Genomic DNA, 13,384 nt, shown 5'->3' with positions numbered 1-13,384 from the left:
TCATTTAATTAGCAAATCAATCATCCTTCATCATCCACTTTCATATGCTGAAAGATATAGAGAAAAAAGTCTTTTGAAACTTCAAAATGTCCATAACGAAGTCGAGAAGTATAGTCTCTCCATTCAGGATGTTGTCTGGCTATTTCTATGAAGCAATCTTTGACTGGTTGATAATACTCGACATTTCGTCTAAAGGGAAAGAATCCTTCAAACTGCTCTACTTGATAGGCTTTGTCATCTATAATCTTACCTACAGCCACAAAAGCCTGTAACTTATCTTGACTGTTCATATCGTATTTTGGACTATAGTATAAAAGATAGTCACCTTTTTTCATACGGTTTAAGGGGCCGCCCTTTCCATGACAGACCTGGCAAAAATTTCCTTCAACTCCTCTTAAAACATGGTTCTTCGAAACAACTCCGACCCAATATCTAGGCATTTTTATCCTCCAACTCTACTAACATGCGATTAAAAACTTCTCTATCGTTAGATAGTTTATCAAAAAATACTTCATCAACACCTTCTACTAAAGGTAAAGCTTGATTGACCTTCTCCGCGCCAGACTTCGTCACTGAGACTAGTTTTGCCCGACTATCCTTTGGATGTTGATCGCGTTTAATGTATTCTTTCTTCTCCAGTAGTCTAGCAATCTGGGAAACCGTCATGACATCCATACCAGAGAACCGAGCAATATCAACTTGCGTTACATATTCCTCTCTATTGGTCAGAAACAAGAGCGAAGTCAAAACGATAAATTGGGGCAAAGTGAGGCCAACTGATTTCAAGACTCTTTTTAAGTTGCTTTCCCACTTGTTGTAGACTTTGATGAAAAGAAGACCTGTAGATTCTGTTTCATCATTTTTGTAAATTGAATTAAAGTGATACTTTGACATTATTTCTCCTTAAATATTAAGTATACATATTATATAAGATTTTATTTTCTTTTTCAAGAAAAGGAAAGCCGAATTTTACAATTCTGTCAGACATTTCATAGTCTATATGCTATAATAAAAGTAAAACACCTAGAAAAGGAAGTCTTATGATTAAACTACTAGCCTTGGATATGGACGGAACTCTCCTTAACGAAGCCAAGGAAATCCCACAAACCCACATCACTGCTATTCATCAAGCTATTGAAAAAGGTGTCAAACTGGTTCTCTGTACGGGTCGCCCACTTTTCGGTGTCCTCCCCTACTACAAAAAACTGGGACTAGACCTCCAGAACGAGTATGTCATCGTCAATAACGGTTGTTCAACTCACCAGACCAGTGACTGGGGGCTAGTTGACTGGCAAGAACTCAGCCCAGCTGACATCGAATACCTCTATGACTTAGCAGAAAAGAGCGACGTCCAGTTAACTCTTTTTGATGAGAAACATTATTTTGTCCTCGGTGGCAAGCCTAATCAAATTGTTCAAAATGATGCCAAGCTAGTCTTTTCAGACCTGACTGAAATTTCCCTTGAGGAAGCGACCAGTGGCAAATATCGAATGTTCCAAGGTATGTTTTTAGGAACAAAAGAACAAACAGACGATTTTGAACAACGGTTCGCTGAGGAACTCTGCCAACGATTCAGTGGAGTTCGTTCGCAGCCTGTTATTTATGAAGCGATGCCTCTTGGGACTACCAAAGCTACTGCTCTTTCTCGACTAGCAGCGATTTTGAATATCGAGCCTTCAGAAATTATGGCCATGGGTGATGCCAATAACGATATCGAAATGCTTCAGTTTGCAGGACTTGGCATTGCTATGGGAAATGCCAGCGATTATGTCAAATCTCTTGCCAACGACGTCACAGCCAGCAACGAAGAAGACGGCGTTGCGCGTGCCATTGAGAAGTATATTTTATAATTGAGAGGCCCAGTTCATATCAACTGGGTTTTGTTTTTTTAAAATTAGAAAACTTTAGAAACTCTTTAGAATTACTTGATGTTTCTTTGATTTCTATACCTTATACTAAAGTTAGAAAATAAATCAAAAGGAGAAAATCATGAAAACAGTACTCGAAATTCATGGACTGACCAAACAATTTGGCCAACAAGCTATTCTTCAAGATCTTAGTCTAACCATAAAAGAGGGAGATATTTATGGTCTAATTGGAAAAAATGGAGCAGGTAAAACTACTCTTATTAAAATCATTACACAATTATTATTTGCGGACAAAGGCACAGTCTCCCTCTTTTCTAGCCAAGAACAAAATGAGTGGACCAAGGCTTTATCTCGAGTGGGTTCTGTTATCGAATCACCTGTAGCTCACAATCACTTAACAGCTTATCAAAACCTTAAATATTATTGTATGATACGTCATATTCCAAATGCTGATAAGGTGATTCATGAGACCTTGGACTATGTTGGTTTGTCAGATACAGGGAAAAAAGTCTTTCGTGATTTCTCACTAGGAATGAAACAAAGACTTGGCATCGCCATTGCCCTTCTATCCAAACCTGACTTCCTGATTCTTGATGAACCCATTAACGGTCTCGACCCAATTGGGATCAAAGAATTTCGTCTGATGATTCAACGGCTCAATCAAGAAAAAGGCATAACTATCCTCATCTCTAGCCATATCTTGTCAGAACTCTATCTCCTAGCTAATCGCTTTGGAATTTTGGATCAAGGTAAGATTATCCGTGAAATCAGTAAAGCTGAGTTTGAAACACTAAGTGAGGATTATATCGTGCTTAAAACAAGCGACAAAGAAAGAGCTTGTCAGGTATTGAAAGAACAAATCCAGCTTCAGTTTAAGGTTGTAAACCCTGAAAATGAAATCCATATCTTTGGAAATGAACAAGATGTCAAACAGATTCTTAAGCAACTAACTTTGGCCGATGTTGCTATTGATGAGATATACTTTGCCCGTCAAAACCTAGAAGAATACTTCACACAATTGGTAGAATAGGAGAAAAATCATGATACATACCATTCAAGCAGATTTTTACCGTCTTTTCCGCTCCAAAGGATTTTGGATTACAGAATTCATTCTCTTTGTCCTCTTGCTAATGGGTGCCACTATCGGGGCTACAGGACATTTAATGTCAGTAAATACAACACCACCAGAGACTCCTACCCATGGTTGGAATGGGATAGAAGCTCTTATCAATGCGTCTAGCAATGATTCAAACCTCGTTTTTCTCTGCATTATACTAACATGTTTAGTTCTCGGAGTGGATTTAATCGGCAAGCTCTATAAAAATAGTTTGACAGTTGGCGTTTCTCGTACAAAGTTTTTCTTCGCTAAATCCTTTGTTCTAGCAAGCATCGCTCTATTACAACTCATCGCCAGCCTTGTGATTGCTTTTGTTCCCTCAACTCTACTAAACGGACTTGGTACGATACCTGATGGTTTTATTGCCAATCTCCTCTTAATGATTTCCCTTCAATTTCTCTGCCTTCTCGCTTGGCTTTCGATTATTTCCTTTATTCTCTACCTAACTCATTCTTATCTTGCCGTATTTATTGGTTATCTGATTAGCTCTATCATCCTTTCTATGCCAATGCTTGTTTTCCCAGACATTGAAATTCTACGATATCTGAGCTTAAATTTTGCCTATGCCATGACTGCTGATAGTCAATCCGTTCTCTATACCATTACGGTTTGCATCGCTATCATACTTTTCTTTTCTCTCAGTGGACTAACTGTTTTCAAGAAGAAAAGCTTATAAAAAGGACCTCCTCTAGGATATAGAGGAGGTTTCTTCTGTTAAAGATAGATAAAGACCGAAAACCATTCTCCATCAGTGGCTAGCTTCATTTCCGCTCCAAGAAGATGAACCAATTCCTCAGTAATATAGAGACCTAAACCAGAGGATTCTTCGGTATCAGACATATTTTCAGAATAAAAACGATTGCTGAGATTATCTATATTCTTGATAGGTTTTTTGACTAGATTATCAATTTCCAAAACAAGCCTATTTTCTTCCTTTTTCAAAGAAAGTCGAGCCTTCTCCTTGCCGTGCTTGAGAACATTTCCAAGGAGGTTTTGTATAATTCGATCAAGCAAGTCCTCATCAGTCGTCGTTTTCAATCCTGGTTCAACATTAAAATCAAGAACAATATGTGAAGATTGAAAAACGTCGTAATAGGCTAAAGTCTTTTTCGTTATAAAAGTTGATAAATCAAGCTCTTCCAGTTTCGGTTTGACTGCACCTTCCATCAAATGACGGTATTCGAGGAGAGTCTCCAAACGTTTGGAAACCAAATCCTGATGATGGGCTATTTTATTTAAGGTTTCTGAACTATTATCGGGGTGTTTTATTAGTTGTTGAGTATATCCTGAAGCGATTGTCAAAGGTGTCCGAATATCATGAGCGATGTTACTGATTGCCATATCTAGGGTGTGTTTTTCACGCTTCATGATTAGCTGATTTTGCTCTACCTCTTGAAATAGATTCTCAATTTGGTTATGTAGACGCAAAATGGTCTTTGAAAAGAAATTTACACCGATCCTCTTCATGCTACCAGAGCGAATCTTTTCTTCGATTTGTCTGCTTAAATCTCTAATTGCTATATGATAGCGAATCAAAGAAATCGCCAAAATGATGTTGATAAGGAGCAACAGAGATATCAAACTGTAAATCATTACTTATCTCCTTTTAATCGAACACCAACTCCCCAAATGGTTTCGATGTACTCGTGATTTGGATCCAGTTGATGCAGTTTTTTACGGAGATTGCTTAGATGGGTGTTGAGCGTATTGTCTCCAGGCAGGTAACTTTCTTCCCAAATTAATTCATAGAGTTCTTCTTTGGTGAAGATCTTTTTAGGATGATGGAGCAACATTTGAAGAATCTGACACTCTTTCTTTGCAAGGCGAATGATTTCAGTAGAGTTGCTTATTTCAAAACTATCCGCATCGAACTGGATATTTTTAAAGTTTTGCACGAGGTTATTAATTTCTCTTCGATCTTCTGACTGATATTCACCACTTTGGCGTAATTGCACAGTGACTCTGGCAAAGACTTCGTCCAAATCAAAAGGTTTTACTATGTAATCATTGGCACCATCTAGGAGATATTGGCTGATGAGCTTTTTATCACCCAAAGCAGTAAGCATGATGACCGGAGTCTGACTAGTTTGTCGAATAGCTTGCAAGACTTGGTCGCCATTTTTCCCAGGGAGCATGATATCTAGCAAAACGAGATCAATGCCACCTTTGTCAAATTGCATTATACCTTCTGTACCAGAAAATGCTTGAATCACTTCGTGTTCCTCTGCAAGAAGGATTCTTAAGATTTCCTGGATTTCATTATTATCTTCAATTACAAGTATGCTCGCCATAAACCTCGTCCTTTCTAAAACCATTATAACATGTTTTATTAGGAATTCCAGATCCAGAAAAGCTCCTCTCACATTTTAAGCAAGAAGGAGCTAATGAAAATTGAATCTACTTAACCAAATAAGCAATCAAGGTTATAATCCATAGATGGGCTGGGTAGAAAATATAAAAGAAATATTTACTCCAGCTGGTTTCCTTTCCTCGCTGTCCATTATACAAGGCCATGAAAGGAAAGACGGTGATAAAGAGCCAGTCAGAATTGTAAAGCATCATTTCCAAGGTTTGGTACCAAGTATCATAGGTATGGATAGAAGTCACTAATAGAAAGGCCCAAAGGAGAGTATAGAGGAGATTTCGCAATCCCTTACGATTTCGACAAGAGTAACTAATCAAGAGAAATGGTAGCATAGTGATACCACCCTCAGTAAAAAGACAACCGAAAATCAAAAGCCCAGCAACTCCAATCCGACGCCACAACTTCTCTTTTTTATCCAGCTCTTTTCGAGGAAAACCAATCCAAAGCATGGTGACACCGATGGCCAAAGTCAAGAAAATGTTATTATTGACCATTACCCCTTTGGATGCAAATAGGGTATTGAGGAGGCTATTTCCAGCAAACATGATAAGCGCCCAAGACCAGAGGCGGATGAGATAGTCTTTCAGATTTCGAGTATGGATAAAACCTTCCATAGCCATATAGGCAAACCAGACTCCCACACAACGAGTCAAGGCGTGGAAAATACCTTCCCACAGAGGAGAAACGATCCCTGTGATATGGGGAATATGGTCCAGAACCATTACTGTCGCCATCAGATACTTCAGCTGTGTCGCATTCCATTTTTTCATAATAAACCTCTTTCTTTTTGATCTACATAGAGTATAGCATACATCTCCACGTATAATCGTACACCCATCTTACATTTAAAAAGCCTATCTTACATTTTTGTAAGACAGGCGTGAATATCAAAAGTTTATTATGAAAGTTACCTTCTAGTCCGTAATTCGTTGGTACATTTCTGGTCTTCTATCACGAAACAGTCCCCAGTTGAGGCGTTCACTTGCTCCCTTGTCAAGGTCATAGGTCGCTAACAGAACAGCTTCACCTTGTCTTTCAGCTTTCTCTAAAATAGCGCCTGTTTCATCTGTCATAAAGGATGAACCGTAGAAGTCAAGACTGGAACTTTGTCCACCATTTTCCTCACTAGGAGTGACTTCTTCCAAACCGTAACGATTGGCTACAATAACTGGGACAATATTAGCTGCTGCGTGCCCTTGCATAGTACGTTGCCAGTGACCACAACTGTCCGTATCTAAGATAGGTTCTGAACCGATAGCGGTTGGGTAAAAGAGCAATTCTGCCCCATTCAACGCAAGACAGCGCGCTGTTTCAGGGAACCATTGATCCCAACAGATACCAATCCCAATCTTAGCGTAGCGAGTATCCCAAACCTTGAAACCAGTGTTGCCAGGCGTGAAATAAAACTTTTCTTGATAATAATGGTCATCTGGTATGTGTGTCTTCCGATAAACGCCCAGTACCTCTCCATCTGCATCAATGACGGCGATTGAGTTGTACAAGACATTGCCATCCTTTTCATAGAAACTAATCGGTAGAACAACCTGTAGTTCCTTAGCAATCACCTTAAAATGCTGAATGGCTGTATTTTCTGTCACTGACTGGGCATACTGGTAGTAGTCATACTGGCGTTCCTGACAGAAATAGGGACGTTCAAACAACTCTGGTAAGAGAATGATTTGTGCGCCTTTGTCTGCAGCTTGACGTACTAAACGCTCCGCTGTTTGGATATTTGTTGCCACATCCTTGGTACATTGCATCTGGATTGCTGCAACTCTTACATTTCTCATCTTTTTCTCCTATTCAGGGATTTGTTGGGTGATGCAGTGGATATTGCCACCACCTAGAAGAATATCTCTAGCTGCTATTCCGACAACTTTACGGTCTGGGAAACACTTACTGAGGATATCTAAGGCTACTTGATCGTTTACATCCTGAAACTGTGGGACTAAGACAGACTTGTTGGCGATATAGAAATTGACATAGGAAGCCGCAAGACGCTCGCCCTTATATCGCTCCTCTTCACCTTCTTCATAGATGTAGCCTGACAAATCCTCTTCGGTTACAACTTGATGAAGCGCTGGGATTGGAAGTTTATGAATAGTGAAGGGACGACCTTTTGCATCCGTTTCCTTCTCTAAAAGAGCTAAATCAGCTACAGACATAGCATACTGGGGATCGTTTTGATCATCTGTCCAAGCTAAGACAAGTTCCGCAGGACCAACAAAGGCAGCAACATTGTCAACATGTTCATTGGTTTCGTCCTGATAAATACCGTAAGGAAGCCAAATAACTTTTTCAGCGCCAAGGCTCTCTAATAAGGTGTTTTCGATTTCCTCTTTACTGAGATGAGGATTGCGACCTGGGCTCAGAAGGCAACTTTCAGTCACAAGAATGGTTCCTTGACCATCGCTGTGTATCGCTCCGCCTTCCAGTACAAAAGGTTTGGCATCGTAAACAGGCATTTCCAAGACCTCAGCAAAACGACTGGCTACTTGGTCATCATCTTCATAATCTTGGTAGAGGCCATCGACTGCACCACCCCAGGCATTAAAAGACCAATCGACGGCCAGCTTTTCTCTTTTATCATTTACGAGAATCGTCGGACCTGTATCACGCGCCCAGGCATCATTGGTAGGAATATCTAGATAAACAACGCTATCTTCTAGATAGGATTGGGCTTCAGATAGATGGTCCTGCTCCACCAAAAGATAAACTCTTTCCCCTTCTGCTATGGTCTTGATAATCTGGCTAAATGCTTTTTTAGCATCTTTTCCTTGAGAGGGCCATGAACCTGGTCGAGTCGGCCAGATCATGAGGGTTCCATGATGAGCTTCGTACTCTGCTGGCATGCGATAGCCTAATTTTTTTGGACTGTCCATCATGATAATCTCCCTTTAAAGTCTTGATAACCAAAAGATTTGACTAAGTTGCACTCACCCTGCTCGTCCATGAGATAGAGACTTGGCAATCCAATACCATTAAAGGTATTATTTTTGACAAAGGAATAAATTGCCATGTCTTCGAAATAAAGTCTGTCACCGATTTGAACTGGATTTTCAAAGCTATAATCACCGATCACATCTCCTGTCAGACAGGTATTAGAAGAAAGTCTATAGGTATGGGCTTTTTCCTGTGCCTCAAAGCCATTTCTCAAAGGTGGACGATAGGGCATCTCAAGTACATCAGGCATATGGCAGGTCGCAGAGGCATCTAAAACCAAGATTTCTATACCGTTTTCGACAATATCCAATACTTCAGTTGCTAGATAACCTGCATTGAGCGCAATGGCTTCACCCGGTTCGATATAGATTTCAAGATTGTAAGTTTCTCGGATACGCTTGATTTCTGAAATCAGCAAATCCACATCGTAACCTTCTCTTGTGATGTGGTGTCCTCCACCCATATTGAGCCATTTAACTTGATGCAAATAGGAACCAAACTGCTCTTCTACTGCTTTCAAAGTTGTCTCTAAATCCTCTGAACCTTGCTCACAAAGAGTATGAAAATGAAGACCATCCACCAAATCCAGCAAATCACTAGGAATTTTATCTAGTGTAACGCCAAAACGAGAACCAGGTGCACAAGGGTCATAGAGCGCATGGTCACCCTGTGTTGAACATTGAGGATTGAGACGTAAACCAACACTGATACCAGCCTCACGACAACGCGAACCATGCTTACGCAACTGTCTCTCAGAGTTAAAGACGATATGGTCCGTTATCTCTAGCAATTCCTCCAAGTCTGCATCCTTGAAAGCTGGCGCAAAGACATGGACTTCACCTTGAAACTCATCTCTAGCTAGCTTGGCCTCATAGAGTCCACTAGCTGTTGTACCTGATAGATACTGGCTAATCAAGGGATAGGTTTTGTAGAGGGAATATGCCTTCTGGGCAAGCAAAACCTTGCAACCAGCTTCTTCTTGAACATATTTTAGGATACGGCAGTTTGCTTCTAACTTGGCTAGGTCAATAACATAGGCTGGTGTGGGTACTTGTTCTAGCTTCATTAGTCCACCATTTGTGGATTTTCAACCACAACCCATGGCAAACCATACTCATTCAAAGCTTCCATAAATGGATCTGGATCCAATTCTTCAAGGTTGTAAACTCCTGGTTGTTTCCATGTTCCGTTCATAACCAATTTTGTTCCAATCATGGCTGGAACGCCTGTCGTGTAAGAAATTGCTTGTGAACCAACTTCTGAGTAACATTCCTGATGGTCGCAAACATTGTAGATGTAGATGGTCTTTTCAACGCCATCTTTGACACCTGTAAAGATACAACCGATATTGGTCTTACCAACAGTACGTGGTCCAAGGCTAGCAGGATCTGGAAGCAAGACTTTCAAGAATTGGATTGGAACGATTTCTTGACCGTTAAAGTTAATAGCATCCGTACGAAGGAGACCAACGTTTTCCAAGCATTTCATGTGCGTTAGATAAGATTGACCAAAAGTCATAAAGAAACGAATCCGTTTGACTCCAGGAATGTTCTTAGCCAATGATTCAATTTCTTCATGGTGAAGGAGATACATGTCTTTTTGTCCAACTTGAGGGAAATCGTACTCACGCTTGATAGACATTGCTTCGACTTCGACCCATTTTCCATCTTCCCAGTAAGAACCTGGCGCAGAAACCTCACGTAGATTGATTTCTGGGTTGAAGTTAGTCGCAAACGGATAACCGTGGTCACCACCATTACAGTCTAAAATATCGATATAGTGAATCTCATCAAAATAGTGTTTGAGAGCATAAGCTGAAAAGACACTGGTCACACCTGGGTCAAAACCAGAACCAAGAAGAGCTGTCAAACCTGCTTCTTTGAATTTCTCCTGATAAGCCCACTGCCATGAGTAGTCAAAGTAAGCTGTAAAACCAAGTTCCTTGCAACGTTTTTCATAAATGGCGCGCCATTCAGGGTCTTCTGTATCCTCAGCCTCGTAGTTGGCAGTATCTATATAGTGGACACCTGTAGCCAAACAAGCATCCATAATGGTCAAGTCTTGATATGGGAGTGCTACGTTCAAAACGGCTTCTGGTTTGTAGCTTTCAATCAAGGCAATCACTTCTTCTGCCTTGTCAGCATCAAGAGCAGCTGTTTCAATCTTTGTACTTGTTTTGCCTTCTAATTTAGCCTTTAAATCATCACATTTTGACTTTGTACGACTAGCAATCATAATCTCTGTAAAGGTTTCGCTATCTTGGCAAATCTTTGAAATAGCAACTTGGGCAACACCCCCACATCCGATAACTAATAGACGACTCATTTTTTCCCTTCCTCTTCTTCTAAAATGTCTTCTACATACTTAGGCAACATAAAGGCTCCCACATGTAAGTTTGCAGTGTAGTATTCTGTGAAAAGCTGGCGTTTTTTCCAGCCTTCCTTATCAAAATCTTTAACAGGGTGGTATTTTTTCGATGCAAATCCAAATAGCCAATAGCCAGCTGGACTGGTTGGGATGTGCGCCTGATAAACCCGACTGATTGGAAAGGCTTGATTGACCTTGCGGTGCATACTTCGGCAAGCTGACTCATCTTCGTCAAAGAAAGGACTACCATGCTGATAAATCATGATACCGTCTTCTTTGAGAGCTCTGTAACTGTTTCCATAAAATTCCTTGGTAAAGAGCCCTTCCGTATGTCCAAATGGATCCGTCGCATCATTGATAATGATATCGTAATCATCCTCACAGTTTCTCAAAAATCTCAGTCCATTTTGATAATAAATCGTAACACGAGGGTCATCTAGCCCTGCAGCAAAGTCTGGGAAATACTCACGACAAACCTCAACAAGCATTTCATCTGGTTCCACGATATCGATTTGCTCCAGTTCGGGATAGAGTGTTAATACTTGGGCAACTCCGCCGTCGCCACCCCCTATAACCAAGACTTTCTTTGGATTGGGATGGACAGCCATCGGTACGTGGACGGTCATTTCATTGTAGACAAAATCATCTGCATCTGAAAACAAGACATGGCCATTTAAGATTAATATTTTCCCAAAAGCGGGAGTATCTAATACTTCTATATCCTGCCATTCACTTTTTCCAGCGTAGAGTTGCTTAGCTGTTCTCAAAGATAATTTCACATCTGGAGTATGAACTTCAGAAAACCACAAATCCATCTAGTTCTCCTTTCTATCAATAACGTTGATGTGATTGACTTCTGGATCTTCCGTCCCTTGGAGGGAGCAACCACGTTCTTTGGCAAATAGGATATAATCCACAATTTCTCGTGTAATACGTTCACCTGGTGCTAGGATTGGAATCCCTGGAGGATAGCACATGACAAATTCCCCACAGACCTGTCCAACAGACTCATCCAAGGTCAAACTTCTTCTCTCTGAATAGAAGGCTTCCTGAGGAGACAGCACTAAATCTGGTTGGATATATTCTCCAGCAATCAAGTCCTTTCCATCTCTTGAATAGAGTCTCTTAATATCAGCCAAAGCACCGACCAGACGCTCTATATCTTGGATGCGATCGCCGATGGAAATATAAGCCAAGATATTCCCGATATCCCCAAACTCAATCTGAATATCATATTCGTCTCGCAGGAGGTCATAAACTTCGATACCTGTTAAGCCAATACCCTGAGTGTAGACTGACAGCTTGGTCACGTCAAAATCACAGACCGACACACCGTCTATTAACTCTTTTGAGTAGGCATAGTAACCACCGATAGCATTGATTTCACGACGAGCATACTCGGATAGTTCAATAACCTTCTCAAAAGACTCTTTACCACGAAGAGCTAGATTACGACGTGAAATATCAAGACTTGCCATCAACAAGTAAGAGGCAGATGTAGACTGGGCCAGGTTAATGATCTGTCGAACATATTCAGGATTCATACGCTCCCCGATAAGCAGTATGGAGCTCTGGGTCAAACTCCCACCAGACTTATGCATAGAGACCGCCGCCATATCAGCGCCAGCGTCCATAGCAGATAGTGGCAATTTGTCTGTAAAATGCAAATGCGCTCCATGAGCTTCATCTACTAAAACCAGCATGCCAGCTTTATGAGCCATTTCCGTTAAACCCTTGAGGTCTGAACAAATACCATAGTAGGTAGGATTGTTGATTAGGATAGCTTTAGCATCCGGATGTTCCTTGATGGCCTGTGCAACACGGTCATTTTCAAGACCTAAAGCGATGCCAATTTTAGGATCTACACTCATCTCGATATAGATGGGAATGGCACCACATAGAACCAGCGCATTGATAGCAGATTTGTGAACATTTCGCGGCAGAATAATCTTATCTCCAGCCTTGCAGGTGGAAAGAATCATAGTTTGAACAGATGATGTTGTTCCACCAATCATGAGAAAGGCATGCGCTGCTCCAAAAGCATCCGCAGCCAGCTCCTCTGCATCTCGAATAATCGAAATGGGATGGCCTAGATTATCCAAGGGTTTCATAGAATTGACATCAATGCCAACACATTTTTCTCCCAACAATTCAACAAGTTCTGGATTTCCGCGTCCCCGCTTGTGACCTGGTACATCAAAGGGAACAATCCTTTTCTTTCGTAACTTAATCAGACCTTCATAAATAGGGGCCTGATTCTGATCTAATTTTATCAAGACATACTCCTTTACCATATTTTTAGCGCCTAAAAAAATGAAGGCGACCAAAGCTTGACTTATGAAAAAAGAGCAGGTTTTCACCTGCTCTGCAATCTTCTGACGTTTTTATTTTGGTTTCTGTTGAGTATGTCTGTTCCCGATGTTTCCTAACTCTCTAGTAGCAAATATTACGTACTTTATTGATCGTTTCACAAGATGACGTGTGCTTTCACCACACTAAAATTTATGAATTAGGACAAGCGTCCTAACATCAACTTATAAAAGTAGGCTTTTAACCCTATCAATAATGTGGCTTTTCAACCACGCTTCGGCATTCAACCCTGCCTGTCCGTAGGCATTTTTTACTCGGGTTTATATTTGCTAGAAAACATCATCTCATTTTCTAAGCCTTATAACTATATCATGTTTACAAGAACTTGTAAAGTACTTTTTTTAAATTTTCTTA

14 protein-coding genes are annotated in these 13,384 nt (G+C 40.6%); 3 read left to right on the top strand and 11 right to left on the bottom strand.

Features of this window, described 5'->3' with window-relative positions; genetic code table 11:
• Window positions 1-20: 20 nt before the first annotated feature.
• A complete protein-coding gene (locus tag GOM48_RS05155; RefSeq protein ID WP_235096328.1) occupies window positions 21-440 on the bottom strand; it encodes an EVE domain-containing protein in 420 nt (139 codons plus the stop codon).
• A complete protein-coding gene (locus GOM48_RS05150; RefSeq protein WP_235096327.1) occupies window positions 433-894 on the bottom strand; it encodes a MarR family winged helix-turn-helix transcriptional regulator in 462 nt (153 codons plus the stop codon). Before GOM48_RS05150 ends, GOM48_RS05155 begins: the two co-directional genes overlap by 8 nt.
• A gap of 146 nt (window positions 895-1,040) precedes the next feature.
• On the opposite strand from GOM48_RS05150, the gene GOM48_RS05145 reads away from it, so the two are divergent.
• From GOM48_RS05145 to GOM48_RS05135, 3 genes are all read left to right on the top strand, one after another.
• Window positions 1,041-1,850, top strand: a complete 810-nt coding sequence (locus GOM48_RS05145) for a Cof-type HAD-IIB family hydrolase (RefSeq protein ID WP_235096326.1) — start codon at window positions 1,041-1,043, stop codon at window positions 1,848-1,850.
• Between the two features lie 139 nt (window positions 1,851-1,989).
• Window positions 1,990-2,898, top strand: coding sequence for an ATP-binding cassette domain-containing protein (locus GOM48_RS05140; protein WP_235096325.1), 909 nt, complete (start codon window positions 1,990-1,992; stop codon window positions 2,896-2,898).
• A 10-nt stretch (window positions 2,899-2,908) separates the two neighbouring features.
• Window positions 2,909-3,661, top strand: a complete 753-nt coding sequence (locus GOM48_RS05135) for an ABC transporter permease (RefSeq protein WP_235096324.1) — start codon at window positions 2,909-2,911, stop codon at window positions 3,659-3,661.
• A gap of 38 nt (window positions 3,662-3,699) precedes the next feature.
• On the opposite strand, the gene GOM48_RS05130 is transcribed toward GOM48_RS05135, so the two are convergent.
• The 9 genes from GOM48_RS05130 to GOM48_RS05090 all read right to left on the bottom strand — a co-directional run bounded on the left by GOM48_RS05130 (window position 3,700) and on the right by GOM48_RS05090 (window position 12,936).
• Window positions 3,700-4,578, bottom strand: coding sequence for a sensor histidine kinase (locus GOM48_RS05130; RefSeq protein WP_235096323.1), 879 nt, complete (start codon window positions 4,576-4,578; stop codon window positions 3,700-3,702).
• Entirely contained in the window at window positions 4,578-5,276 is a 699-nt protein-coding gene (locus GOM48_RS05125; RefSeq protein WP_235096322.1) for a response regulator transcription factor, read from the bottom strand. Before GOM48_RS05125 ends, GOM48_RS05130 begins: the two co-directional genes overlap by 1 nt.
• A 106-nt stretch (window positions 5,277-5,382) precedes the next feature.
• Window positions 5,383-6,120, bottom strand: a complete 738-nt coding sequence (locus GOM48_RS05120; RefSeq protein WP_235096321.1) for a TraX family protein — start codon at window positions 6,118-6,120, stop codon at window positions 5,383-5,385.
• Between the two features lie 144 nt (window positions 6,121-6,264).
• Window positions 6,265-7,140, bottom strand: a complete 876-nt coding sequence (gene aguB, locus GOM48_RS05115; RefSeq protein WP_235096320.1) for an N-carbamoylputrescine amidase — start codon at window positions 7,138-7,140, stop codon at window positions 6,265-6,267.
• A 9-nt stretch (window positions 7,141-7,149) separates the two neighbouring features.
• Window positions 7,150-8,235, bottom strand: a complete 1,086-nt coding sequence (gene aguA, locus GOM48_RS05110; RefSeq protein WP_235096319.1) for an agmatine deiminase — start codon at window positions 8,233-8,235, stop codon at window positions 7,150-7,152.
• Complete coding sequence (nspC, locus tag GOM48_RS05105) at window positions 8,232-9,359, bottom strand: carboxynorspermidine decarboxylase (protein ID WP_235096318.1); 1,128 nt, start codon at window positions 9,357-9,359, stop codon at window positions 8,232-8,234. The genes aguA and nspC overlap by 4 nt, the downstream gene beginning before the upstream one ends.
• Window positions 9,359-10,618, bottom strand: a complete 1,260-nt coding sequence (locus GOM48_RS05100) for a saccharopine dehydrogenase family protein (RefSeq protein ID WP_235096317.1) — start codon at window positions 10,616-10,618, stop codon at window positions 9,359-9,361. Before GOM48_RS05100 ends, nspC begins: the two co-directional genes overlap by 1 nt.
• The gene (gene speE, locus GOM48_RS05095) at window positions 10,615-11,475 is read right to left on the bottom strand and encodes a polyamine aminopropyltransferase (protein ID WP_000366713.1); all 861 of its coding nucleotides are present in this window, start codon (window positions 11,473-11,475) and stop codon (window positions 10,615-10,617) included. The genes GOM48_RS05100 and speE overlap by 4 nt, the downstream gene beginning before the upstream one ends.
• Complete coding sequence (locus GOM48_RS05090) at window positions 11,476-12,936, bottom strand: aminotransferase class I/II-fold pyridoxal phosphate-dependent enzyme (RefSeq protein WP_235096316.1); 1,461 nt, start codon at window positions 12,934-12,936, stop codon at window positions 11,476-11,478.
• Window positions 12,937-13,384: the final 448 nt, after the last annotated feature.

The sequence above is a fragment of the Streptococcus oralis genome, from assembly GCF_021497885.1.
GTDB classification, from domain to species: domain Bacteria; phylum Bacillota; class Bacilli; order Lactobacillales; family Streptococcaceae; genus Streptococcus; species Streptococcus oralis_BQ.
This window is presented reverse-complemented; position numbering and strand designations above follow the sequence as displayed.